Origin of the sequence: Allofournierella sp. CML151 (assembly GCF_027853465.1) — a bacterium.
GTDB lineage: Bacteria > Bacillota > Clostridia > Oscillospirales > Ruminococcaceae > Allofournierella.
Genome location: NZ_JAPNNW010000016.1, coordinates 24,005 through 47,616, shown reverse-complemented (window position 1 = coordinate 47,616; position 23,612 = coordinate 24,005). Strand labels below are relative to the sequence as shown.

20 protein-coding genes are annotated in these 23,612 nt (G+C 63.9%); 14 read left to right on the top strand and 6 right to left on the bottom strand.

Features of this window, described 5'->3' with window-relative positions:
• The first annotated feature begins 12 nt into the window (after positions 1 to 12).
• From PH256_RS11495 to PH256_RS11450, 10 genes are all read left to right on the top strand, one after another.
• Positions 13 to 810, top strand: a complete 798-nt coding sequence (locus PH256_RS11495) for a Cof-type HAD-IIB family hydrolase (RefSeq protein WP_270914304.1) — start codon at positions 13 to 15, stop codon at positions 808 to 810.
• Positions 811 to 822: 12 nt separating this feature from the next.
• A complete protein-coding gene (locus tag PH256_RS11490; protein WP_270914303.1) occupies positions 823 to 1,302 on the top strand; it encodes a DNA-deoxyinosine glycosylase in 480 nt (159 codons plus the stop codon).
• Between the two features lie 130 nt (positions 1,303 to 1,432).
• A complete protein-coding gene (locus PH256_RS11485) occupies positions 1,433 to 2,062 on the top strand; it encodes a 5-bromo-4-chloroindolyl phosphate hydrolysis family protein (protein WP_270914302.1) in 630 nt (209 codons plus the stop codon).
• Positions 2,063 to 2,142: 80 nt separating this feature from the next.
• The gene (locus PH256_RS11480; protein WP_087292985.1) at positions 2,143 to 3,312 is read left to right on the top strand and encodes a toxic anion resistance protein; all 1,170 of its coding nucleotides are present in this window, start codon (positions 2,143 to 2,145) and stop codon (positions 3,310 to 3,312) included.
• A gap of 3 nt (positions 3,313 to 3,315) precedes the next feature.
• On the top strand, positions 3,316 to 3,882 hold the full coding sequence (locus tag PH256_RS11475) for a LemA family protein (RefSeq protein ID WP_270914301.1): 567 nt from the start codon (positions 3,316 to 3,318) through the stop codon (positions 3,880 to 3,882).
• Positions 3,879 to 4,772, top strand: a complete 894-nt coding sequence (locus tag PH256_RS11470) for a TPM domain-containing protein (protein ID WP_270914299.1) — start codon at positions 3,879 to 3,881, stop codon at positions 4,770 to 4,772. The genes PH256_RS11475 and PH256_RS11470 overlap by 4 nt, the downstream gene beginning before the upstream one ends.
• Before the next feature lie 199 nt (positions 4,773 to 4,971).
• On the top strand, positions 4,972 to 5,352 hold the full coding sequence (locus PH256_RS11465; RefSeq protein WP_270914298.1) for a BlaI/MecI/CopY family transcriptional regulator: 381 nt from the start codon (positions 4,972 to 4,974) through the stop codon (positions 5,350 to 5,352).
• Positions 5,353 to 5,356: 4 nt separating this feature from the next.
• A complete protein-coding gene (locus PH256_RS11460; RefSeq protein WP_270914297.1) occupies positions 5,357 to 7,522 on the top strand; it encodes a M56 family metallopeptidase in 2,166 nt (721 codons plus the stop codon).
• A gap of 17 nt (positions 7,523 to 7,539) precedes the next feature.
• Positions 7,540 to 10,761: a M56 family metallopeptidase gene (locus PH256_RS11455; RefSeq protein WP_270914295.1), complete on the top strand. Its 3,222-nt coding sequence runs from the start codon at positions 7,540 to 7,542 to the stop codon at positions 10,759 to 10,761.
• 191 nt (positions 10,762 to 10,952) lie between these two features.
• Positions 10,953 to 12,098 (top strand): aldo/keto reductase, encoded by a 1,146-nt coding sequence (locus PH256_RS11450; protein WP_270914294.1) that lies wholly within the window; start codon positions 10,953 to 10,955, stop codon positions 12,096 to 12,098.
• 73 nt (positions 12,099 to 12,171) lie between these two features.
• Here PH256_RS11450 and PH256_RS11445 read toward each other — a convergent pair whose 3' ends face one another.
• From PH256_RS11445 to PH256_RS11435, 3 genes are all read right to left on the bottom strand, one after another.
• Positions 12,172 to 13,041 carry a hypothetical protein gene (locus PH256_RS11445; RefSeq protein WP_270914293.1) on the bottom strand — a complete coding sequence of 290 codons (870 nt, stop codon included), beginning with the start codon at positions 13,039 to 13,041 and terminating at the stop codon, positions 12,172 to 12,174.
• A gap of 312 nt (positions 13,042 to 13,353) precedes the next feature.
• Positions 13,354 to 13,995 (bottom strand): epoxyqueuosine reductase QueH, encoded by a 642-nt coding sequence (locus PH256_RS11440; RefSeq protein ID WP_270914292.1) that lies wholly within the window; start codon positions 13,993 to 13,995, stop codon positions 13,354 to 13,356.
• Between the two features lie 363 nt (positions 13,996 to 14,358).
• Complete coding sequence (locus tag PH256_RS11435; protein WP_270914291.1) at positions 14,359 to 14,505, bottom strand: hypothetical protein; 147 nt, start codon at positions 14,503 to 14,505, stop codon at positions 14,359 to 14,361.
• A 65-nt stretch (positions 14,506 to 14,570) separates the two neighbouring features.
• Between PH256_RS11435 and PH256_RS11430 the strand changes: the two genes are divergently transcribed.
• The 4 genes from PH256_RS11430 to PH256_RS11415 all read left to right on the top strand — a co-directional run bounded on the left by PH256_RS11430 (position 14,571) and on the right by PH256_RS11415 (position 18,637).
• Positions 14,571 to 14,789: a DUF896 domain-containing protein gene (locus PH256_RS11430; RefSeq protein ID WP_087184946.1), complete on the top strand. Its 219-nt coding sequence runs from the start codon at positions 14,571 to 14,573 to the stop codon at positions 14,787 to 14,789.
• Positions 14,790 to 14,946: 157 nt separating this feature from the next.
• Positions 14,947 to 16,125 carry a cation diffusion facilitator family transporter gene (locus tag PH256_RS11425; RefSeq protein ID WP_270914290.1) on the top strand — a complete coding sequence of 393 codons (1,179 nt, stop codon included), beginning with the start codon at positions 14,947 to 14,949 and terminating at the stop codon, positions 16,123 to 16,125.
• 67 nt (positions 16,126 to 16,192) lie between these two features.
• Positions 16,193 to 17,377 (top strand): aminotransferase-like domain-containing protein, encoded by a 1,185-nt coding sequence (locus PH256_RS11420; RefSeq protein ID WP_270914289.1) that lies wholly within the window; start codon positions 16,193 to 16,195, stop codon positions 17,375 to 17,377.
• 48 nt (positions 17,378 to 17,425) lie between these two features.
• Positions 17,426 to 18,637: an NADP-dependent isocitrate dehydrogenase gene (locus PH256_RS11415; protein WP_270914288.1), complete on the top strand. Its 1,212-nt coding sequence runs from the start codon at positions 17,426 to 17,428 to the stop codon at positions 18,635 to 18,637.
• A gap of 89 nt (positions 18,638 to 18,726) precedes the next feature.
• Here PH256_RS11415 and PH256_RS11410 read toward each other — a convergent pair whose 3' ends face one another.
• The 3 genes from PH256_RS11410 to PH256_RS11400 form a co-directional block, all read right to left on the bottom strand.
• On the bottom strand, positions 18,727 to 19,881 hold the full coding sequence (locus PH256_RS11410) for a helix-turn-helix domain-containing protein (protein ID WP_270914287.1): 1,155 nt from the start codon (positions 19,879 to 19,881) through the stop codon (positions 18,727 to 18,729).
• 122 nt (positions 19,882 to 20,003) lie between these two features.
• The gene (locus PH256_RS11405; RefSeq protein WP_270914286.1) at positions 20,004 to 22,373 is read right to left on the bottom strand and encodes a chitobiase/beta-hexosaminidase C-terminal domain-containing protein; all 2,370 of its coding nucleotides are present in this window, start codon (positions 22,371 to 22,373) and stop codon (positions 20,004 to 20,006) included.
• Positions 22,374 to 22,558: 185 nt separating this feature from the next.
• Positions 22,559 to 23,542 (bottom strand): helix-turn-helix domain-containing protein, encoded by a 984-nt coding sequence (locus PH256_RS11400; RefSeq protein WP_270914285.1) that lies wholly within the window; start codon positions 23,540 to 23,542, stop codon positions 22,559 to 22,561.
• Positions 23,543 to 23,612: the final 70 nt, after the last annotated feature.

The following is a 23,612-nucleotide window of genomic DNA, read 5'->3' as shown; positions in this document are numbered from 1 at the left end:
GAATTTTGAAGTATGCAGTATAAAGCAATCGTTCTGGATGTGGACGGCACTCTGGTGGCTCACGGCGAGCCCAGCGCCCGCCCGGCGGTGGCCGCGGCGGTGAAGGCGGTGCAGAAGCAGGGTGTGAAGGTGGTCATCGCCAGCGGGCGCACCAGCTTTGCGGTGGAACCCGCCATTCTGGGCGGCATACGCCCGGATTATCTGATCTGCGCCAACGGCGCCCAGCTGCTGGACGGGCAGGGCCGCCTGCTGTCCAGCCAGGACATGACCGCCGAGGAGATGTACGCCCTGGTGGACTTCTTCGAGGACTTCGATTATCCGCTGGCCTTCTGCTTCGGGGATAAGTACTACGTGTATGTGGAATACAAGGCAATGAAGGACTTTTACCAGAGCGCCACCGGCCACGGGGAGTACGTGGCGGACGGCGAGGACCAGGACCGCCATCTGGAAAGCATGCCCTGCGGGGCTTTTGCCATCCTGCCGCCGGAAAAGGTGGACGCCTTCCAGGAGCGGTACGGCTATCTGGGCCTGAAGTTCGTGCCCTACCGCCCCGGCTATTACGACGTGATGCAGGCGGACGTGGACAAAACCAAGGGAATGGAGCGGCTGATGAAGCTCACCGGCTGGAAGCCGGAGGAGCTGGTCTTCGTGGGCGACAACGACAACGACGTGGCCATGATGGGCCTGGCGGGCTGCTCGTATTGCATGGGCAGCGGCTCGGAAAAGGCCAAGGCCGCCGCCAAGCACATCGCCCCCGGCGTGCAGGAAGAGGGCGTGCGTCAGGTTCTGGAAGAGCTGTTTTTGAAGTAAGGGGGAAATTCCATGAGCTTTGAACCGGTGTATGGCCCCGGCAGCCGGGCGCTGATTCTGGGCAGCTGGCCCAGCCCCAAAAGCTGGGAGGAGGGCTTTTACTACGGCCACCCCCGCAACCGGTTCTGGCCGCTGCTGGCAAGGCTGTGCAGGTGCGAAACGCCCGGCACGGCGGAGGAAAAGAAAGCCCTGATTTTGACCCACGGTCTGGCCCTCTGGGATGTGCTGGAGCACTGCACCATCGAGGGCGCGCAGGATGCCACCATCCGCGACCCGGTGCCGGTGGATCTGAAACGGGTGCTGGCTTCTTCGCCCATCGAGGCGGTGTTCTGCAACGGGGCGGCGGCGTACACGCTGTACGGCCGGTTTTTGCAGCCGGTGAGCGGCATTCCTGCGGTAAAGCTGCCCAGCACCAGCCCGGCCAACGCGGCCTGGAGCCCGGACAGGCTGGCCGCCGCCTGGGGCGCGGCGCTGGGGCCGTTTCTCGGGTGAACGGGGCGGAAAATACTTTTGCTTGCTAAAGAGGTTTAACACCCTGTTCATTGATTTTTCGGGGTGCGGTTGGTATCATAAAAGAATAAAGATACAGCACGCTTTTGGCGCGGTGTTGGAGGTAACAAGTATGAGCAAATGGATCGAGGTACGCCGCAAGTCGGTGCTGCCCTGGTATTTCGCCGGGCTTGTCTGGCTGGTGGGCGCGCTGGTGCTGCCCATCTATCAGCTGTGGGCGCTGGCGGTGGTGGCGGTGCTTTCGGTGGCGGGCTTTTTTGCCGCCCGGCGCATCTGCCCGGATGTGGTCAGTCGCAAGGAGGTGCCCTTCATGACCGGCCAGGAGGACGCCGACCAGATGCTGGCCCTCATCGACGCAAAGCGCAAGGAGCTGCACCAGCTCAACGTGCGCATCGAGGACGAACCCTTGAGCGCCGCCATGGACCGGATGGAAAAGGCCTGCCTCGGCATTCTCAGCGAGGTGGAGCAGCACCCGGAAAAGGCCGCCCAGGTGCGGCGGTTCGCCAATTACTATCTGCAGGACGCGGTGAAGATCCTCACCCTTTACGCCGAGCTGGAAGAGAAGGGCGTGCAGGGCGAGAACGCGGCCGGGGTGCGGGCCGAGGTTGCTCAGAACGCCCAGACCATCGCCACCGCTTTTGAAAATCAGCTGGACAGCCTGTTCGCAAGGGATGCACTGGACATCAGCACCGACCTGGAAGTGCTGAACGGCATGCTGAAGGGCCAGGGCCTTGTGGACTAAACGGCGACTCCGCAGCCAGCCGACCGGCGTGACCGGCGTGAAGGATGCGGCATTGCCAGAACAGAAAGGAAGCAATCAAGATGGACGACAACAAGATGACCCCCGAACTGAATTTCGACAGCTTTGACGCCACCGCCATGCCCAGCCTTACGCTGGAGGTGGAGCAGCCCAAGGAGGAAGCCAAGCCCGAGCCCGCCCCCGCGCCGGACCCGCTGGCCGAGGAAGCCGCCAAGCTGAGCCCCGAGGAGCAGAAGATGGTGGAGGAATTCGCCAATAAGATCGACGTGACCAACAGCCAGATGGTGCTGCAGTACGGCGCGGCCACCCAGAAAAAGGTGGGCGACTTCAGCGAAGCTGCTCTGGATAAAGTCCGCACCAAGGACCTGGGCGAGGTGGGCGAAGCCCTGGCAAGCCTTGTGGGCGAGCTGAAAAACTTCGACGCCGAGGAAGAGGAGTCCAAGGGCATCTTCGGCTTCTTCAAGAAGGCGGGCAACAACATCGACCAGATGAAGACCAAGTACGCCAAGGCCGAAACCAACGTGGAGCGCATCGAGGCCATGCTGGAGGCCCATCAGGTGCAGCTGCTCAAGGACATCGCCCTCATGGACAAGATGTACCAGATGAACATGCTCTACTTCAAAGAGCTGACCATGTACATTCTGGCCGGCAAGAAGAAGCTGGCCCAGGTGCGGGAAACCGACCTGAAGCAGGCCATGGACAAGGCCAAGGCCAGCGGTCTGCCCGAGGACGCCCAGGCGGCCCGCGACCTTTCTGACATGTGCGACCGGTTCGAGAAAAAGCTGTATGACCTGCAGCTCACCCGCACCATCTCCATCCAGATGGGCCCCCAGATCCGGCTGCTCCAGAACAACGACACCATGATGGCGGAGAAGATCCAGACCAGCATCGTGAACACCATCCCCCTGTGGAAGAGCCAGATGGTGCTGGCCCTGGGCCTGGCCCATTCCCGTCAGGCCATCGACGCCCAGCGCGCCGTGAGCGACATGACCAACGAGCTGCTGAAAAAGAACGCCGCCGCCCTCAAGCAGGGTACCATCGACACGGCGAAGGAGTCCGAGCGGGGCATTGTGGACATCGAGACCCTGCAGCAGACCAACAAGAGCCTGATCGAGACCCTGGACGAGCTGGCCAAGATCCAGACCGAGGGCAAGCAGAAGCGCGCCGCCGCCGAGCAGGAGCTGGGCCGCATCGAGGGCGAGCTGAAACAAAAGCTGATGGAGTTGCACTAACAGATGAAACAATTGGCAAAGCTGGAACAAAACCTGCCCGCCGTGCTGAAAAAGACCGGCGTGCCCCAGGCCGCGGCGCTGGTGCTGCTGGCGGTGAGCGTGTTCGGCGTCGGCGGGGCCAAGCTGGCCGGGTATTATTCGGGTACCATGGCGGGCTTTACCACCGGCAAATACAGCATCACCGCCGACCTGGACCAGCGGGTGAGCGCCGCCGCCAACGTGGTGACGGTGGCGAAGAAGATCACCGGGGTGGACCAGACTCTGCTCGCCGCCGCCGAGGAGGCGGTGAACGCGCTGAGCGCCCCCCTGGGCCCGGCGGATACCTACGCGGCCAACGAGACGCTGGACGCTGCGGTGGAGGCGTTGTACGACGCGGCCCTGCCCCTGGCAAGCGCGGACCAGAAGGACCTGCTCAGCGAGCAGCATTCCGAGTTTATGAGCCGGGGCACCATCCTGCGCAACAGCTCTTATAACGAAGAAGCCGAGCAGTTCAACAAGGACCGAAACGCCTTCCCGGCCAGCCTGATCGGCGCGCTGTGGGGCGTGGACGAAGCGGAGTATTTTGCATGAAACAGGCAATCAAACGACGGCTGACCGGCCTTGTGCTGTCGGCCATTCTGCTGGCCGCGCTGGCCCTTCCGGCCTTCGCGGCCGACATTCCCGCCGCACCCAGCGGCCACGCGGTGCTGGACCAGGCAGGCGTACTCAGCCAGGAAACCATCAGCACGGTGGACGGCTACAACAACGCCCTTTCCTCCACCGGGGCCCAGATCGGCGTGCTCACGGTGGATTTCACCGGGAACTTGAGCATCGACGACTACGCCCTGCAGGTGTTCAACGAGTGGGGCATCGGCGACAAGAAAAAGCAAAACGGCGTGCTGTTTCTGCTGGTGACCGGCGATCAGAACTACTACTGCACCCTGGGCACCGGCCTTGAGGGCGAAATCACCTACAGCCGGCTGAAAAGCCTGCTGAACGACTACGCCGAGCCCGGCTTTGCCAAGGGCGACTATGACGCCTGCGTGACCGAGTTCACCGGCGCTGTGTACAGCGAGTTGTGCAGCCTGTACGGCATCACTCCGGGCGAGGGGCAGCCCCAGCCCAAACCGGTGGAAAACGACGACAATGCCGAAACCATGCTGATCCTGATCGTCACCGTGGTGCTGATCGTGGTGGCCATTGCCCTGAGCAGCCGCGGCGGCCGTGGCGGCGGCGGTGGTGGCGGCGGCGGTGGCCGTGACGTGGTGTTCTGGCCCCTGTTCCTGGGCGGCTACAGCCGTCCCCGCTATTATCACCGGCCCTACCATCGGCCCCCACCGGGCGGTTTCGGCGGCGGCTTCGGCGGCCCCGGCGGCTTTGGCGGAGGCGGCTTCGGCGGCGGTGGTTTTGGCGGCGGAGGCGGAGGCTTCGGCGGCTTCGGGGGCGGCGGCTCCCGGGGCGGCGGCGCGGGCCGGGGCTGATGGCCTGAGCGGTTCCCTGCTGCGGAAAACTGAATAAAGAAAGCGCTCGTGCTTTGGCGAAAACGCCGGGGCACGGGCGCTTTTTTGCGTCCGGCGGGCGGAGGGAAAGGGAATTTTTAAATTTTGGTTGACAGCTGTCTACCTGTCTGCTATGCTTAAGGTAGACAAGAGACTACCTTTTTCGAGGGGAGGAAGAAATATGAACGTGGAACTGTCTGCCGGGGAGTGGAAGCTGATGAATCAGCTGTGGCAAAACGCCCCCCGCACCATCACCCAGCTGGTGGCCGATCTGGCCGAGGAGACCGGCTGGTCCAAGCACACCGTCATCACCATGCTCAACCGGCTGGAGGCCAAGGGCGCGGTGCGCCACGAGGAGGGCGGCCGGGCCAAGGAGTATTACCCGGCGGTGGAAAAGGCCGGGGTGGCCCTGCGGGAGACCGAGAGCCTGCTGGACCGCATCTACGGCGGCAGCCTGGGCCTTCTGGTCAACGCCTTTGTGGAGCAGAAGGGCATCAGCGAAACCGAGCGCGCCCAGCTGCTGAAGATTCTGGAAGAGGCCCCCGGAGAAAAAGGAGAGTGATCCCATGCGTGAACTGCTCATCACCTCCAGCCTGTTGATTCTGGCTGTGCTGGCGGCGCGGGCGCTGCTGGCCGGGCGGATCAGCCGCCGGATGCAGTACGCCCTGTGGGGCCTGGTGCTGCTGCGGCTGCTGCTGCCAGTCAGCCTGCCCCAGAGCCGGGCCAGCGTGCTGAACGCCCTGCCGGACACCGCGCAGGTCAGCCTGATGGCTTCGGCGCAGCCGGAGCGGGGCGAGACGCTGCCCGTCCCGGTGGGCACCGAGACGCAGACCGGCACCGCCATAACTGGCGAGATGCAGGCGGGCCTTGCTGAAATCACCAACAACGCCGTATCCGGCGCACAGCACCCGGAATGGTCGCTGAACCCGGCGGCGCTGCTGCCCCTGGTCTGGGCGGCGGGCGCTGTGCTCACCGGCGGGGCGCTGCTCTGGGCCAACCTGCGGTTTTCGCTGCGGCTGCGGCGGGAGCGGTGCCAGCTGGACCTTGCGCCCGAAGTCACCGGCGGCCTGCCGGTTTACCTCTGCCACGATCTGGCCAGCCCCTGCCTGCACGGGCTGCTTCATCCGGCCATCTATCTGAACCCGGCGGCGCTGGAAAGCCGGGAGCGGCTGGAATTCGTGCTGGCCCATGAGAAGGCCCACCACCGCCACAAAGACCATATCTGGGGCGCGCTGCGCTGCCTTGTTCTGGCGGCATACTGGTTCGACCCGCTGGTCTGGTGGGCGGCGGCGGTCTCCAAGCGGGACTGTGAGCTTGCCTGCGACGAGGCGGTCACCGCCGCCATGGAAGAAGCCCGGCGGCGGGATTACGGCCGCTGCCTGGTGGAGCTGATTCCCCGGCGCGCACCGGGCACCGCCCTGCTTGCCGCCACCTCCATGAGCGGCAGCGCTCGTTCCATGCAGCAGCGGTTAAAGGCCATTGTCACCGCGAAAAAGCCCCGCCGGGCGGCCATCGCCCTGACGGCGGCGGGTGCGGTGCTGCTCACCGCCTGCACCTTCACCGGGGCCAGCGAGAAGACTGTTACCGGCGCCCGGGATTTTCTGGCCGAGGGCGAGACCGAGTGGAAGCTCTGTGCCCTGGGCGACGAGAACCGGATGCAGGAGCTTCTGGTGGCGCGGGCCCCGGCCCCGGAGGGCGAACCCCTTGCCCAGGGCCAGGAGTACGTGAAGGTCTATTACTGGGACAGCGCCGCCGAAACCCAGGAAAACTATCTGCAATTCGCCGGGCCGGTGGCCAACGGTTCGCTGGAGGCCACCTGGAGCGACGAGACGCTTGACCCGGATGCGGAGTCCGGGGTGGTGCGGGTGCAGCCGTACCAGGGCAGCGAGGACCCGGCCGGTATCCGAACGCTGGATGTGGTGCTTCTGGAACCCGACGGCACCTGGCTGCAGTTCAATCTGAACCGGGATGCGCCGCTGACCCTCATCAAGACCCGCAGAGTTGAGAACGAAGAGCCGTTCGACTCCATGCAGACGGATTGGGAGCTGATGGACCTGAACACCCAGCTGGCGAACAGCATCCATCAGGAGGGCGACGCCCTCCGCTTCACCCTTCCGGAAGGGCTGAAGGACCGGCCGGAACACTGGCGGCTGGCGCTGAGTTATCTGCCCGCCGGAGAAACCAGAGAAATTGAGATCACCGAGGGCCTGCCGGAGCCCTTTGCCAGCGGCGAATGGGAGCCGGGGCAGGAATACGCCATCCCGCTGGATGCCCTGCCCACCGGCAACGAGGGAACCGCCTCGCTGCAGCTTCTGATGGAAAAAGAGGATATGCTGCCGCTTCCGATCACCTCCCTGGCGGACTACCAGCGCCTGACCGGGCCGCTTTTCTCCACCCGGAGTGAGGAGGAAGCCCCCACCGGCGACGCACTGATGGAGTATCAGGCGGCGATGACCGCCCTTTCCGAGACCGTTCGGTGGGACCCGGACACCCGGGATTTCACCGTGACCATTCCCGAAACCGCCGAACCCGGCGAGTGGACGCTGGAGCTGAGCCAGCGGAATCCGGAACGGGACAGCTGGGTCACCCGGTCCGCCCTGCTGCCGGACGCGGAACCTCAGCCCGGCGAGACGGTCACCCTGAAGGGCGCAGACCTGCCGGAAGGCGGCCACTACCGGCTGGACGCCACCAACACCCTGTGGAACACCACCCTGTCGGTGGAATTTGAGTAAAGAAAGAGGGGAACAAGATGGAACTGCTCATCACCTCCAGCCTGCTGATTCTGGCGGTGCTGGCGGCGCGGGCGCTGCTGGCCGGGCGCATCAGCCGCCGGATGCAGTATGCCCTGTGGGGCCTGGTGCTGCTGCGGCTGCTGCTGCCGGTCAGCCTGCCCCAGAGCCGGGCCAGCGTGCTGAACGCCCTGCCGGACACCGCGCAGGTCAGCCTGATGGCTTCGGCGCAGCCGGAGCGGGGCGAAGCACTGCCCGCCCCGGTGGATACGGTCATGCAAAATGAAACCGATACCGCCCCGGAAACCGACCTGGCCCAGCCCGCCACCGGCGGCACCCAGGCGAGTCTTTCCGGCGGCGATTCGGATGCCGCCGCATCCGCCCCACAGCACCCGGAATGGTCGCTGAACCCGGCGGCGCTGCTGCCTGTGGTCTGGGCGGCGGGCGCGCTGCTCACCGGTGGGGCGATGCTCTGGGCCAATCTGCGGTTTTCGCTGCAGCTGCGGCGGGAGCGTTGTCTGCTGGATCTGGACCCGGAACGCACCGGCGGCCTGCCGGTCTACCTCTGCCATGATCTGGCCAGTCCCTGCCTGCATGGGCTGCTTCATCCGGCCATCTATCTGAACCCGGCGGCGCTGGAAAGTCCCGACCGGCTGGAGTTCGTGCTGGCCCACGAGAAGGTCCACCACCGCCACAAAGACCACCTCTGGGGCGCGCTGCGCTGCTTTGTTCTGGCGGCGTACTGGTTCGACCCGCTGGTCTGGTGGGCGGCGGCAGCCTCCAAACGGGACTGTGAGCTTGCCTGTGACGAGGCGGTCACCGCGTCCATGGAAGAGGACCGGCGGCGGGACTACGGCCGCTGCCTGGTGGAGCTGATCCCCCGGCGCGCGCCGGGCACTGCGCTGCTGGCCGCCACCTCCATGAGCGGCACCGCCCATTCCATGCAGCAGCGGTTAAAGGCCATTGTCACCGCGAAAAAGCCCCGCCGAGCCGCCATTGCCCTGACGCTGGCGGGCGTGGTGCTGCTCACCGCCTGCACCTTTACCGGAGCGAGAGAAAAGACCATCGCCAGCGCCGACGAGCTGATCGGCGAGGGCGAGACCGTGCGCCGCCGCGTGAGCTGGCAGCAGGAGAGCGGCACCCAGGAGATCATTCTGGTGCAGGCCAGCGCGGCCCCTGAGGGCGAGAGCCTGCGGGACGGTCAGGGCTGGTTCAAGCTCTATTACTGGAACAGCAACCGGGACAACACCGCCGAAAACACCCTGCATTACGAGGGGCGGCTGTCCAACCGGCAGCCCATTCAGGTGATCGCACAATTTGCGGACGGCAGCATGGGAGACTACGCCCGCCCCACCGCCGACGACACCGTGCAGCTGCTGGAGGTGCATCTCTACCAGTCGAACGGCGAGTCGGTCTGGTACGACTGGCGGAGCGGCGAGCTCTCGGCTCAGCCGGAGGAGCCCCCCGAATACAATACCCCCGAGTCGGCCACTGCGTCGATACAGGACGATGTGCTGCAGCAGCTGGTGGGCAGCCTGCAGTCGGCGGAGGGCGGCATCCGGTTCACCATCCCAGCCGTCGCGGGCTGGACCGGGGAGGACTGGCATCTCACCCTCTGGCGGCTGGACGGCGGCGAGGGCGAGCCCCTCACCCAGGGCCTGCCGGAGGTGTTCACCAGCCAGGACTGGCAGCCGGGCCAGAGCTATCTTGTGCCCGCCGACTGCCTGACCGACGGCCCGGTCACCCTGATTGCCCGGCTGAGCAATGAGCCCGGCCAGGATGTGCTGACCGGGAATATGGCCATCGCGGTGCATGACGTGTTCTCGATGGCAACCGGCATCTACGGCGACCAAACCGCTCACCAGAGCATCCGGACCAGAACCGACGCGGAGCTGATCGCCGAATATCCGGCCTCCGAGCGGGAGCAAACCGGGCGCCAGCAGGCGCTGGAGCAACTGTGGGCCAGCTGCATCTGGCAGGAGCAGAACTTCACCTTCACCATTCCGGCGGACCTTTCCCCCAACGAGGTGGAGCTGCGCTTCGGCTGGGCCAACGGGAGCACCTTCATGTTCTCGGAAATCAGCTGGGGTGAGCGGGGAATTCGCCTGAAGCTGAACCGCAGCAGCGCCGACATCACCATGGTCAGCGACGAGCAGGGGCTGTTCACCGGCCAGACCTGGCAGCCGGGCGATACCATCACCGTGAACGGCGCGGGCCGGGGCAATGTTCAGCCGGTGCTCTTGCTGCGGGACAAAACCACCCGCGAGGAGCAGAAGATCTGGCTGCCCGCATCGGCCCAGCCGCTGCCCACGGTGATCCCTGCGCCCGGCGACCCGGGCAGCGCCGCCCCCCAGGCGGATTATGAGTTCTACAACGTGGAACCGGCGCAGACCGAGGAATTCCAGCAGCGGCTGGACACACTGGTGGAGAATCTCCAGTACAGCCAGGGCGGTTCCCTCACCGTGACCATCCCCGAAACCGCCGAAGTCGGCGAGTGGGAGCTGCGCCTGCTGCGCTACAACGAGAGCCGGGGCAGCTGGACCATCGTGTCCGCCGGTCTGCCGGATGCCTTCGTGAGCCAGGGCTGGCAGCCCGGCCAGCAGGCGACGGTGGACGCCGAAACCATGTCCGGGTCCGATTGGAAGATGGAGGCAAAGAACACGGTGCTGGGCGGCTGGGTGCAGTTCCGGCTGGGCCTGTCCGGCACACCGCTTGCGCCTACCCCCACCCCCATCCGCCCGGAAGCCGACCAGCAGGCGCGGGCGGATGAGGCCGAGCAGCAGTATGAGAACTGGGTGGCCAGCCAGTCCACGCTCAGCCCCACGCCCACCCCCATGCCCATCGAAACGCTGGGCGGCAAGGGCTACCCGGCGGGCCGGGTACGCGCCCAGGGCTCGCTGGAGCTGGACGGCCGCACCCAGGAGCTGGTGGCATTGCAGATTCAGCCCCCCGAGGGCGTGAGTCTGGCCGGGGGCGAAGTGTATCTGAATCTCTACTACCGGGACAGCCAGGCCCCCAACCCGGAGTTCGGCCTGGCCTTCACCGGGAAGGTGAGCCAGTACCAGACCTTCACCATCGATTACCGGGACGCAACCGGTCAGCTGGTGACCCACTCCAACCCGGAAAACGCAGCGTCCATGGAGCTGGAGCTCTGCCTGGGCAGCGAGCCGAAGGGCAGCACCTCCGGCAAATGGCGGCGCTACACGGTGGATGAAATCGGCATCACCGTCAGCGCGGCCTGAGCGGGCCCGTGCTGCAAGACCCCCAAGTGTATACCGGCCACACCGGCCAAAGGGTGCTGATGGTTTCATCGGCACCCTTTTTTGTGCCGGTGCGCTTTGACAGCCGCTTTGCTTCGTGCTATAAACAGTATGAAACCATCATCCGTGGACCGGCCTGCGCCTTCACGGAAAAGCGAGAGGAGTTTTTCACTATGCAGTACCGCAAAATGGGAAATACCGGTGTGGAGGTTTCCGCGCTGGGCTTTGGCTGCATGCGCATGCCGGTTCTGGAAGGGCAGCCCGACAACTGCATCGACGAGGCCCGGGCCATCGGCATGATCCGCCACGCCATCGACAGCGGCGTGAACTACATCGACACCGCCTATTTTTATCACCACGAGGCCAGCGAGCCGCTGGTGGGCAAGGCCCTGCGGGACGGCTACCGGGAAAAGGTCAACCTGGCCACCAAAATGCCGGTGTTCTCGGTGGAAAAGGAGGAGGATTTCGACTTCTTCCTCAACAACCAGCTGGAGCGCCTGCAGACCGACCACATCGACTTTTACCTGATGCACGCCCTCAGCCTGGACAGCTGGAAAAACAAGGTGCTGAAATTCGACCTGCTGACCAAGGCCCAAAAAGCCCGCGCGGAAGGGAAGATTCGCTATCTGGGCTTTTCCTTCCACGACAACGAGGCCGCCTTCCTGGAAATTCTGAACGGCTTTGACGGGTGGGATTTCTGTCAGATTCAGATGAACTACATCGACGTGGAAAATCAGGCCACCCTGCGCGGGCTGGAAGCCGCCCACAAAAAGGGACTGGGCGTGGTCATCATGGAGCCGCTGCTGGGCGGCAAGCTGGCAAACCTGAGCCCGCAGGTGAAGAACACTCTGGACGGCAGCCGCACCCCGGTGGAGTGGGCGCTGGACTTCTTGTGGAACCGCCCGGAGGTGTCGGTGGTGCTCAGCGGCATGGGCAGCGAGGAGATGGTGGAGCAGAATCTGGAATATGCATCCCGCTCCTCCATCGGCATGCTGGGCCAGGCCCAGCTGGAAATGCTGGCTAACACCCGCAGCGTATACCAGAAGATGGCGCTGGTGCCCTGCACCGGCTGCGCCTACTGCATGCCCTGCCCCTTCGGGCTGGACATCCCCGGCATCTACGAGATCTACAACCAGACCGTGAACGATTCCCGCGCGGTGACCGTGGAGAAATATGCGTCCCTGGCAAAGCAGGCCGACGCCTGCCGCGCCTGCCGCAAGTGCGAGGGGATCTGCCCGCAGCACATTGAATCCAGTACCCTGATGCCGGTCATCCACGAAAAGATTTCCGCGATGAAGGCCGAGCTGGAAAAGAAATAACCTGGTTTTGCTCAAAACAAAAGCGAAGCGTGTATGCGCTTCGCTTTTTTGCTGTCTTTTTGCCGTGGGCCGGTCAGGCATCCAGCCGCTTGAGAAGGCGAGGGCGGCGCGGGGCCAGAAAGTCCACGGCGGTGTTCGGGTCAAAGGGTCGGCTGGTCTGCTGGAGCCAGGCGGGCATCCGGTACTTCTGCGCCTGGGCAGTGGGGGCCGCATCTTCCCAGCGGCGGTGGGTCAGCCAGCGGGCCGGGTGGGGGATATACCGCCCGCCGCTTTCCTTCCAGGGGGCGCTTTCGCATTGGACGGCCAAAGCCGCCAGCATGGTGTTTACCAGGGATTCATCCGGCCGCAGCGCCTTCCAGGCCAGCAGGGCGGCCCGCTTGTCTGCCTTGCGGGGATAGGCCTGCCAGAACCGCTCAAAGCTGGCTGTCGTATCGGCTGAAAGCTGTTCGGGCTTCGGCTCTGCTTTCGGTTCCGCGTTCCCCAATTTCTCAGAGGAGGGAGAAGGCACACGCCCGCCGCAGGCGGTGTATGTGTGTTGGGTATCTTCTTGGATATCTTTTTGGGTATCTTTTATAGCTCTTTCGGATTCGTCATTTGAATGTTCCGGATTCGTTTGTTGCAAGTGACGATTTTGAAGCATGGAAGCAGCGGATTCGCTGATTGCATACCACAGGGTGCGGTCAAAGGCGAAACGGCCGAAGCGGCCCTCTAAAAGCGCACCCTGCCGCACCAGGCTTTTTAAAAGACGGCGGATCTGGGACACGCTCCAGAAGGAAAAATGCTCGGCCAGCCGGGCGGCGCTGGCGTACATCCAGCAGCGGCCCTCTTTTTGGCAGTCCGGGTTCGACTGGTTTTTGTCGCACCAGAACCGGATGTGATCCAGCAGAATGGCCTCTTCCACCCCGTAGCGGGCGGCGATGTCGGTATCAAAGGAATAACGCATATGTGACCCTCCTTTTCGCTCAGAGATAAACCGGGGAAAACAAAAACCGCCCCCGGCGCGCCTGTTTTAAAAACAGCGCGCACCGGATGACGGTTCTAAAAAAGGCGGGGCCAATGAATGACCTCGCCTGATCTTCTCAGTATACAGAATAGCACGGGATGAACCGGGCTTGCCAAGGGTCAAACACTGAAAAAATCCGGGCTTTTCAAGGGTCAAATGGCGGAAAAATCCGGGCTTTTCGCGGCGGGGAGGAAGAGGACGCAAAAAAGCCCCGCGCAGCGTTTGGGCCAGCGCGGGGCGAGAGGGATAAAATTATTTTGCGGGGGTGGGTTCCTCCGGCTTCGGGGCGCTGCCCCGGGCCGAGAATTCGCAGCCGCACCAGTCCTGCCGGTAGAGGCCGTACTGGGCCGAAAGCTCCAGGCTGCGCTTGTGGCCCTCCTTGCGCTTGAACTCGTTGGGCAGATGGCGCACGCCGTATTTTTCTTCCAGCTCCCGGCCGATGGCGTTGATCTTCTCCGCGTCCTTGCGGGGGCTGATCGAGAGGGTGGAGCAGAACCAGTCGAAGCCGTTGGCGGCGGCGTATTGGGCCGCGTGCTCCATCCGCAGCCGGTAGCACACGGTGCAGCGGCCGCCCCGCTCGGGCTCTGCCTCCAGCCCGGCCACGGCGGTGTAAAACTCGCTCTGGTCGTAGCCCTCCTCCACCAGCGTGATGCCCGGCAGCTTTGCCTGCTTCACGAACTGGTGCAATTCGTCCGCCCGGCGGCGGTACTCGGATGCGGGCCAGATGTTCGGGTTATAATATAAAATAGTAATATCAAAAAAGCCGCACAGTATCTCCAGCACGGCGCTGGAGCAGGGGGCGCAGCAGGCGTGCAGCAAAAGGCGGGGGCGAGTGTCGCCCAGGCTCAGCAGCACCTGTTCCATCATTTTGGGGTAATTGGGGCGGTTTGCCATAGGGAAAAATCTCCTTTGTGCGGGCCTTTTGGAGAAGCGGCCCTTTGGCGCTATTGTATCACGTTTTGCCCCGCCGCGCCAGAGCGGCCCCGCGTTTCACGGTTTTCGCAGAATGTTTATAGGCCTATCACGATTTATCCACAATTTGCCTGTAAGATAATAAGCGTAGACCGAAGGAAAGACAATCGTCTTTCAAAACCCGGTATTACTGCTGCGGCAGGGCGGCCAGGGCCGAATTGCTGCCCGCTGCGCACTTACACTGGAGCCCGGCGATGCGAGGCATTGCAGTGCCGAGCCGGGCCCAGACAACCATCTCCGTTTTCCTCTGTAAAGGAAAGCTTCCTTATAATCGCTGTTGCAAAGTCAGCCCGGCAGAAATGCCGGGCTGACTTTGCGTTTTACGGTAAAATCTGCTACAATAACTTTTATATCCAAAAGCAACCCCGCACAATTCACGCCTGCCGGCTCAGGCGGCGTATCACGCCAAAATTTTCCGGCGTGCTCCACCATCTGGAATTGCGCGGTATTGCCTTTGTATCCCAAAAGCAATGAACACAGAAAGTGAGACATAGAATATGACCAAGGAAAAGATTGCCCGCATCAACGAGCTGGCAAAAAAATCCCGCACCGAGGAGGGCCTCACCGAGGCTGAAAAGGCCGAGCAGGCCGCCCTGCGCCGGGAGTACATCGACGAGATGAAGCAGAGCCTGCGCAGCCAGCTGGACAATGCCGACTACATCGACGACAAGGGCGTGCGCCGCCCGGTGTCCGACCTGAAAAAAACGAAGAACTGATAAAACAGCCGGCGTTTTCTTGTGCCACACCGGCTAAACAGGCGGTATCCCGCAAAAAGCCCGTACAACCACTGGTCAACGGGCTTTTGCTATGCTATAATAAAGCGGTGAATCGAATAATCCGGTTCGGTTCGCCCAAAGAGAGGAAGGATTCAACGTGACCAAAGCCCTGATCCGGCTTTTTGTGAAAAACCATGAGAACACCCGCGACCCCGCCGTGCGCGGCGCTTACGGCCGTATGGCCGGTGTGGTGGGCATCTGCTGCAACCTGCTTCTGTTCGCGGGCAAGTTCATCGCGGGCACCGTGTTCGGCAGCATCGCCATTGCGGCGGACGCCATCAACAACCTGTCCGACGCGTCCTCCAACATTGTGAGCCTGATCGGCTTCAAGCTGGCGGAGAAGCCCGCCGACGAGGACCACCCCTACGGCCACGCCCGGTTTGAATATCTGGCGGGTCTGGCGGTGGCGGTGATGGTGCTGGTCATCGGCGTGGAGCTGGCCAAGAACAGTCTGGACAAAATTCTGCATCCCACCCCGGTGGTGTTCAGCTGGCTGTCGGTGGCGGTGCTGGCGGCGTCCATCCTGGTGAAGCTGTGGATGGCGGTGTTCAACACTCACATCGGCAAGCTGATCGACTCCTCCACCCTGCAGGCCACCGCGGCGGACAGCCGCAACGACGTGCTCAGCACCGGCGCGGTGCTGCTGGCCACCCTGATCAGCCGGTTCACTCCGCTGGAGCTGGACGGCTGGATGGGCCTGGCAGTGGCGGTGTTCATTCTGTACAGCGGCGCGGGCCTGATCAAGGAGACGCTGGACCCGCTGCTGGGCCAGGCGCCGGACGAGGCGCTGGTGCACTACATCCACGACAAGGTGATGAGCTACCCGGGCGTGCTGGGCACCCATGACCTGATGGTGCACGACTACGGCCCCGGTCGTCAGTTCGCCAGCGTGCATGTGGAGATGGCCGCTGAGGGCGACGTGATGGAAAGCCACGATGTGATCGACAACATCGAGCGGGACTTCTGGGACAACGACCACCTGCATGTGGTCATCCACTTTGACCCCATCATCACCAGCAACGAAAAGGTGAACGACGCCCGCCACTGGCTGGGCGAGCTGGTGAAGGACATCGACCCGGCGCTGACCATCCACGACCTGCGCATGGTGGCGGGCCCCACCCACACCAACCTGATCTTCGACTGCGTGACCCCCGCGGGCTTCGAGATGGACGAGGCCGACCTGAAACAGGCCATCAAGCAGGCAGTGCGCAGCCGCCGCCCGGATTATTTCTGCGTCATCACGGTGGAGAGCAGCTACGCCTCCATCCCCCATTAAAAGCCGGTGTGGCACAAGAAAACGACGCCGACTGGGTATATTTTATAAAGGAAAGAAGCGATTCAGCATGGAATTCCGTTATTCAAACAAGGTCAAACAGATGAAGCCCAGCATCATCCGCGAGCTGCTCAAGCAGATGAGCGACCCGCAGCTGATCAGCTTTGCGGGCGGCAACCCGGCGGCGGACAGCTTCCCCGCGGACACCATCCGCAAATTCAGCGACGAGCTGCTGGCCACCGACCCGGTGGGCATGCTGCAGTATTCCGTCACCGAGGGCTACGGCCCCCTGCGCAAAGCCGCCCGGGACTACGCCAACCGTCAGTGGCCGGTGGTGAGTGATGCGGATGATCTCATTATCACCAGCGGCAGCCAGCAGATCATCGAGTTCATGACAAAGCTGCTGTGCAACGAGGGCGATGTGATCGCGGTGGAGGAGCCCGCTTTTCTGGGCGCCTACAATTCCATGCGCAGCTTCGGCGCGCGGCTGGCCGGTGTGCCCCTGGAGGCGGACGGCGTGAACCTGGAGGCTCTGGAACAGGTCTTCCGGGACCAGCAGCCCAAGTTCTTCTACTGCATCCCCAACTTCCAGAACCCCACCGGCTACACCACCAGCCTGGCAAAGCGCAAGGCCATCTGCGAGCTGGCGGTGCGCTACGGCGTGCCGGTGCTGGAGGATGACCCCTACGGCGCACTGCGCATCTCCGGCGAAGCGATTCCGCCCATCAAGCACTTCGACACCACCGGCGCGGTGGTGTATGCCGGGTCCTTCAGCAAGGTGCTGTGCCCGGGCATGCGCCTGGCCTTCTGCGCCGGGCAGCCGGATCTGATCGGCAAGATGGTGGTGGCAAAGCAGGGCAGCGACGTGCACACCAACGTGTGGGCCCAGCGGGTCTGCGAGCGCATCCTGACCCAGACCGACATGGACGCCCACCTGGCCCGCCTGCAGGACATCTACCGGGACAAGGCCAATTACATGATGGCCGAAATGGACGAAAAACTGGCCGGCCGGATGACCTACATCAAGCCCGAGGGCGGCATGTTCCTCTGGGCCACCCTGCCCGAAGCAGTGGACACCGACGCTTTCGTGAAAAAGTGCCTGGAGAATAAGCTGGCGGTGGTGCCGGGCAGCGCCTTCTATACCACCGACGCGCCCTGCCGCAGCGTGCGGCTGAACTTCTCCACCCCCTCGAAGGCGCAGATCGCCCAGGGCGTGGAGATCATGGACAAGGTTCTGCGGGAGCTGGGCGCGTAACGCGCTTTCCCCGATTCCCCCAAAACGAGAGAAAGAGAGGACAAGCCGATGGAAAAGATCAAGATGACCACCCCCCTGGTGGAGATGGACGGCGACGAGATGACCCGCGTGCTGTGGCAGTGGATCAAGGAGGAGCTGCTGTGCCCCTTTGTGGAGCTGAACACCGAATATTACGACCTGGGCCTGCCCAACCGGGACGCCACCGGCGACCAGGTGACCATGGACGCGGCTCTGGCCAACAAGAAGTACGGCGTGTCGGTGAAGTGCGCCACCATCACCCCCAACGCCCAGCGCATGACCGAGTATGACCTGCACGAGATGTGGAAGAGCCCCAACGGCACCATCCGCGCCGTGCTGGACGGTACCGTGTTCCGCGCGCCCATCCTGCTGGACTGCATCAAGCCGGTGGTCAAGACCTGGAAAAAGCCCATCACCATCGCCCGTCATGCCTACGGCGACGTGTACAAGGGCACCGAGTTCCGCATCCCCGGCCCCGGCAAGGCCGAGCTGGTGTTCACCGGCGCGGACGGCACCGAGCTGCGCCAGACCATCTATGACTTCGAGTGCGCAGGCGTTCTGCAGGGCACCTACAACAAGGACAGTTCCATCGAGAGCTTTGCCCGCAGCTGTTTCAACTACGCATTGTCCACCAAACAGGACCTGTGGTTCTCCACCAAGGATACCATCAGCAAGAAATACGACCACACCTTCAAGGACATCTTTGCCGAGATCTACGAGAAGGAGTATAAAGAGCAGTTCGAGGCCGCGGGCATCGAATACTTCTACACCCTGATTGACGACGCGGTGGCCCGCGTGGTGCGCAGCGAGGGCGGCTTCATCTGGGCCTGCAAGAACTACGACGGCGACGTGATGAGCGACATGGTCTCCACCGCCTTCGGCAGTCTGGCCATGATGACCAGCGTGCTGGTAAGCCCGGACGGCAACTACGAGTACGAGGCCGCCCACGGCACCGTGACCCGCCACTACTACCGCTACCTGAAGGGCGAGAGCACCTCCACCAACCCCATGGCCACCATCTTCGCCTGGACCGGCGCGCTGGCAAAGCGGGGCGAGCTGGACGGCAACGAGGCTCTGGTGAAGTTCGCCCAGACCCTGGAAGCCGCCTGCCTGGACACCCTGGCCAGCGGCGTGATGACCAAGGACCTGTGCGGCCTGGCCGAGGGCGTGGAAACCAAGCCCGTGGACAGCCTGGAATTCATCCGCGCCATCCGCGCCAACCTGGAAGCCAAGCTGGCCTGAGCGCAGGTTTAAACGAGTAGAAAAAGAACCGCCCCGGCGGCCGAGCGATTCGGCTGCCGGGGCGGTTTTTCTGTGTGGAACGGAAAGGGTCAAATGCTATTTTCCAGCCGGGTAAGAGCCTGGGCGAACACCGGGTGGTCCATTAGGGAACGGTATTTTTCCTCCTGCCGGATTTCATCCAGCAGCAGGCGGCGCAGCTCCCGGTGGCTGGCCTGGGCGCTTTCCGGGTGCTTGGCGGTCACGCCCGGGGCGAAGATGTCCGCCCGGGGGAAGGCGGGCGGGCCGGTGAGCACCTCCACATACCGGGCAAAGCAGGCGGCGGCTTCGTCCGGCTGGCCCTCCTGCAGGCACAGCTCCATGGCAAGGCCTGCGCTCATGTCCGGGAAATCGAAGGCCCGAGCCAGCGCTCCATAGACCTCGCACACCGCCCGCTGGCGCTCCGGCTCCGGCAGCAGCTTCGGGTCCATCATGGTGGCCAGCAGGCTCTGGGCCTGACTGATCAGCTTGTACAGCTGCTTCTGGATGGTTTCCAGCGCCTTGCCGGGCTGGCCGGTTTTCAGGTAATACTGGGCCCAGGCCCCGGTGGGGTCGCCCACCCGCTCGGGCAGCTGGCGCAGCAGCGCCGCGCCGGTTTCCGCGTCGCCGTCCGTGAGCTCCAGCACCGCCAGCCCGATGGTGGCAGTCTGCCAGTAGGCGGCGTTGCCACTTTCGCGCACCTGCTCCAGCAACTGGCGCTTGCGGGCCCGCCAGCGGGTGCGCACCTCCTCGCCCGCCGCGGGGAAGAACATGGTCAGCGCGTCGTAGCTGGCCACCGCGTTGTACTGCAGGGCGGTGCAGCTGGGGTACTGGTGCAGTAACTCCTCCAGCTGCCGCTCGGCGGCCTGCCAGCCGTCCGGCTGCTGGCGCATGGCGGTTTCCAGCAGCTGGTTTACCTGCCGCACCACCTCCTCATCGCTCAACGTCTCCTCAAATTGCAGCAGCGCGTCCACGCTGGTGCCCAGCGCCCGGGCCAGCGGGCAGAGCAGGGTGATGTCCGGGTAGGAGGTGTCGGTCTCCCACTTGCTCACCGCCGGGGCGCTCACCCCCAGTCGGGCCGCCAGCTGCTCCTGGGTCAGGCCCTTTTCTTTGCGGCGGGCCGCGATGGCCGCGCCGATCTTCATCCGGTTCAGTTCCATGGTGTGCTCCTTGTTCGGGTTAAATGGGTGGATGTGCGCCACGCTCCTTCTGCTTTTATTGTAGTGCATCCCGCCCGCCGCCACAAGCGACGGGTGGTTACGCGCCGGGCAGGTTTTTCTGCCCGCCGGTTACAAAAATGCCCCGGCAGCCGTTTTTTTGGCCGCCGGGGCGCTTGCTTTTTTCAAAAATCTCAGGCCTGCTTTGGTTTTACCAGCAGGGTGTCTGCCATGGTGAACACGTCGGGCACGCCCTTGTAGGCGCACCACTGGGGCATTTTGGCGTAGCGGTGGGCCACCAGCCGGAAGCAGCGCAGCGGCTCGTTCACCGGGAAGACAAAATCCTGCCGGGCGATCTCCCGCGCACAGGGGGCGCAGGGCAGGTGCAGCGTGTCCTTTAAGGTCAGATGCTCCGGGTCCGGCCCGGTGAACAGCTCGATATACTCCGGGAAGACGATGCCGGACCGGTGGTGGGACAAAAAGCCCAGCCCGATGCTCTCGACCTCGGTTTCCTCCGGCAGCAGGGCGGTCACGTCCAGATTTTCCAGCGTGCCCAGCCACTGGCCGCAGAGGTAGTCGCAGCTGCCCCGCCGGGGGTCCAGCAGTCCCTGAATGCCGCCCGCCGAGAACACCGGTCGGGGGTCAAAGCAGGTGGGGCTTTGCAGCTCCATCCCGGTGAGGACGAACTGGTAGTGGGCGCACACCGGCTCGCTCACCCGGCCATCCGCCAGAAAGAGCCGGGCGCAGAGGGTGGTATCCTTTTGCAGCGGGATGGGCCCGGTATACACCGGGGAATGCTCGTCGGGCAGGGTGCCGTCGGTGGTATAGCGCAGAACGCCCTCCTGCCGGGCGGTCAGGGTGATGCTGGCCTGGGTGCCCGCCGGGAACACGCGTTCGGGCGGGTCCAGCCGGGGCGTGAAGGGCGGCACGGCTCCGCTCTCCGTCCACTGGGTCTGTACGCTGTCCAGCGGCGCGGGGTCTTCCAGATACTGAGCGGTGAACATGGATTCGGTGAGGGGAGTATCCGCCAGCAGCAGGCAGATTTTGCTCGCCTCCGGGGCGATGCGCACCCCGTCTGCCCCGGCCCGGGTCAGGGTGCCGGTCTCCACCGTGAAGCGGTAGGCAAAGCCCTCATGCATCATCTCAACGCACCGGCCCTCGGCGGCGCGGAACACCGGCAGCCGGTCGAAGATCAGGTCGGATTCGCCTTCCAGAACGAGCCGGTCCGGCAGCATGGAAAAGCGAGCCAGCAGCGCGCCGGTTGCCGGGTCGGTCAGCTCGGCTCGGGCCTCGGTCTCGCTTTCGGCATAAAAGCGGATGCGGCCCTCCGGCTCGGCGCCGTCCGCACCCACCAGCCGGATGAAGGGCCGGGGGTCGTCCTGCCCGGCCCAAAGCTGGGGGAAGAGCAGGGGCAGGGCGTCGAAGCTGCTCTTGGCGTTTGTCATGGCATGCCGGCGGTAGCGGGAGAGGTATTCATCCCGGTAGAGGAAGAAGTCCCGCACCCGCAGACGGCCCTTTTCGCCCAGAAAGCCCACCCGGTAGCAGCAGGAGGCGTACCACTGGGCGCTCAGGTCGTGGGCGGTGTTCCAGTCGTGGGAAGCCTGCCAGGTCATGGGCGGGGTGATGCGGTATTTTTTGCAAAACCACTCGCCGCTGGCCGCCATGGTCTCCACCCGGGCCAGGCCCTCTTTGGCCAGACGCTCCACCAGATTCAGCTGGGGCAGCAGGCCGGGGCCGATGTTCTCCCACAGGAAGTTGTTCTCCTGGCCCACCTGGGCGTAGCCGATGCCCAGCGAGTCCTCCTTGGTGATGGTGTCGAACATCCAGCTGATCCACTGCTCGTCCCGGCCGGTGAGCCAGGCGGGCTCCAGGGTGAACACCATGCCGTACAAGTCCGGGCGCAGGTTCTGTTCAAAGTTGTAGATGGGGTCCGGCCCCAGCAGACGGAACACCGGCACCGGCAGCTGGTTCGCCGGGTCCTGGGCGGGCAGGTTCTCGTTCCGGCGGCTGGGGAAGTAGACCCCGTTGGGCCAGCCGCCCCACAAAGTAAAACCGTCGGTGCCGATCTGGTCCCGGCAGGTGGCTGCGGCGGTGATGCCGTATCGTTCGGCGGCGTATTCCAAAGTCACGGTGTCCAGCACCCAGGAGCCGATGCTTTTGGGGTAGCGGCCAAAGACGGAAAAGAAGGTGTCCATGTAGGCGTCCACCAGGCGCTTGCGCTCCTCCGGCTCGTAGCCGATGCAGTAGGCGCTGTTCACCCGCTCGTCGAACTCCTCGGTCACCTGGCCGCGAAAGCGCACCCCGGCCTTTTCGCACAGCTCCCGGGTGATCTCCCACCAGGCGGAAATTTCGTCCTGGGGGGCAGTCTCCTCCCGCAGCAGCTTCTGGTAGCGGGGGTCGGTGAGCGCGTCGTATTTCAGCGCGTAGGTGGCGGGCAGGCCGTACTGCCGCACCAGCTGAATCTGCTTTCGGATGGTGTCGAAATCGTCCTGAATGAAGCGGCTGGGCTCCTCGTGGGACTTGCGGATGAAGTTGTAGATGTTGATGATGGCTGTTTTTTTCATAACGTCCTCCCCCCGGCCGCCGGGCGGCGCGGAGTTTTTTTCGGGCCGTGTCCGCCGCGGTGGGGGGCGGGCTGTGGGCCAATCCAACAATACCATATCACACCCGGCGGCGCTTTGCCAGATGCGATTGGAGGACAGGCGCAAAAAAGCCCCGGACCCGGGGAACTCGGGTCTGGGGCAGAAGGTCAGCGGGGCTGGCGCAGCATCCGGCGCAGAGCCAGCAGCGCCGCGAACAGCACCGCCGCCACCGGCCAGATGATCCAGGTGCGGGCCCACTGGCCGGTGTAAAAGCTCACCGCCAGATAGATGGCAGTGGTCAGGCACCAGTAGAAGCCGGCGAAGGGGTCGTTGCGCCGGTTCTCCGCCTTGTGCTCCCGGGTGTAGTCGCCTTCCTCCAGCAGCTTTTCGTAGGTCTCCCATAGGCAGGCCACCCGGATGATGATGTACACGCCCACGGCGATGAGGGTCAGCAGCAGGCAGACCGCGAACACGCAGGCCAGCTCGGATTCCAGCGCCATGCAGAAGAACAGCGGCACCACGCTCAGGATGCACAGCACGATGCCCACCACCAGGCCCGAATGGTAGGTGGAAGCAAAGGCCTCCCGCTTGGTCTCCACGATGCCCGCCACGCCGTATTCCAGGGCGATGGGCTCCTTTTCCAGAAATTCATACCGCTCCAGCTTGATGCCGCTGGGCAGCAGGATGGCCACGCCCGCCGCCACGATCACGAACAGGCACAGCAGGCCGATGGCGGCGGCCACGTCTTCGCTGAGGGCGAGCCGCCCGTGCTCTGCCATACCGGCAATGGCCACCAGCGGCACCGGCGACAGGATGAACAGCGCCACCGCCAGCGCAATGAATTTGTGGCAGCGCTCGCTCAGGTCCATGTAAGCGTTGGCCTCCTCCAGCGAGATGGACCGGGGCGCGGGGCCTTCCTCCAGGATGGGGGCGGCGCAGCCCTCCTCTTCGGCGGCGTTGTCCTTTAATAAATAATCGGTGCTCACCCCGAACAGCTCGCTCATCTTTAAAATCTTATCCAGGTCCGGCATGGAGGCCATGGACTCCCACTTGGACACCGACTGCCGGGACACGCCCAGCTGGACCGCCAGCTCCTCCTGGGACCAGCCCTGGGCCTTGCGCAGCTTCATGATTTTTTCTGCTAAGATCATATTCCCACAACTCCTTCTTACAGGTTCTGTTTTGTTGCTCTCATTGTAGCAAAAGCGCCGGTTACCCGCC